Genomic DNA, 746 nt, shown 5'->3' with positions numbered 1-746 from the left:
GGTGGGTTGCCGCCGCTGGTCTTACGGTGTGCGTCGGAGTGGTCGGGCTCGTCGCCGCGCTCATGGTCCGGCCGCGCAGGACGTGGATCAGGGCGAAGGCCACGACCGGAGATGACGGCCGGTCGCTTACAGTGGTGGACGTCGCCGCGCTCGATCGCGTGCCGCGTGACGAGCTACCGGACGATCTCGATGAGTTCCTCGCCAGCCTGCGCGAGGAGCTCGGCGAGACGACTTCCGCACAGGAGAACCGGACATGACCCTAGAGCAATACGCCCAGATCTCGAACTACACGACCTTCGCTGCCACGTGCGTGCTGGGGCTCGCCCTGCTGGCGTACGTCGCCGAGTGGGCGTTCGCCCGCAAGGTCGAAGCGAACGCCCACTCGGCGACGTACGCCAGCAGGGCGAGCCCCAGCACGCACGTGGCAGCGAAGGTCGTGTAGTTCGAGATCTGGGCGTATTGCTCTAGGGTCATGTCCGGTTCTCCTGTGCGGAAGTCGTCTCGCCGAGCTCCTCGCGCAGGCTGGCGAGGAACTCATCGAGATCGTCCGGTAGCTCGTCACGCGGCACGCGATCGAGCGCGGCGACGTCCACCACTGTAAGCGACCGGCCGTCATCTCCGGTCGTGGCCTTCTACCTGATCTGACGTCTTGCGACGCACGGGTCCTTATCGCACCGACGGCAGCCCGACGACTCCGACGCTGACGCCGACCAGCGGCAGCACCCACCCGGGCCTCCAAAGGCACA

General features: G+C 67.0%; 2 protein-coding genes and 1 pseudogene. 2 read left to right on the top strand and 1 reads right to left on the bottom strand.

All coding sequences use genetic code 11. The features are described 5' to 3' along the window. Positions 1–257 (top strand): annotated as a pseudogene (locus BHE97_RS20280) (cytochrome c biogenesis protein ResB); the annotation flags it as partial. Then, a complete protein-coding gene (locus tag BHE97_RS19335; protein WP_087625653.1) occupies positions 254–442 on the top strand; it encodes a hypothetical protein in 189 nt (62 codons plus the stop codon). The pseudogene BHE97_RS20280 and the gene BHE97_RS19335, both read left to right, overlap by 4 nt. A gap of 28 nt (positions 443–470) precedes the next feature. Here BHE97_RS19335 and BHE97_RS21045 read toward each other — a convergent pair whose 3' ends face one another. Then, complete coding sequence (locus tag BHE97_RS21045) at positions 471–593, bottom strand: hypothetical protein (RefSeq protein ID WP_272896925.1); 123 nt, start codon at positions 591–593, stop codon at positions 471–473. Positions 594–746: the final 153 nt, after the last annotated feature.

Source organism: Aeromicrobium sp. PE09-221, from assembly GCF_002174305.1.
Taxonomy (GTDB): domain Bacteria; phylum Actinomycetota; class Actinomycetes; order Propionibacteriales; family Nocardioidaceae; genus Aeromicrobium.
The sequence above is the reverse complement of the archived record's forward strand: the minus strand, read 5'-3'. Positions and strand labels throughout refer to the sequence as shown.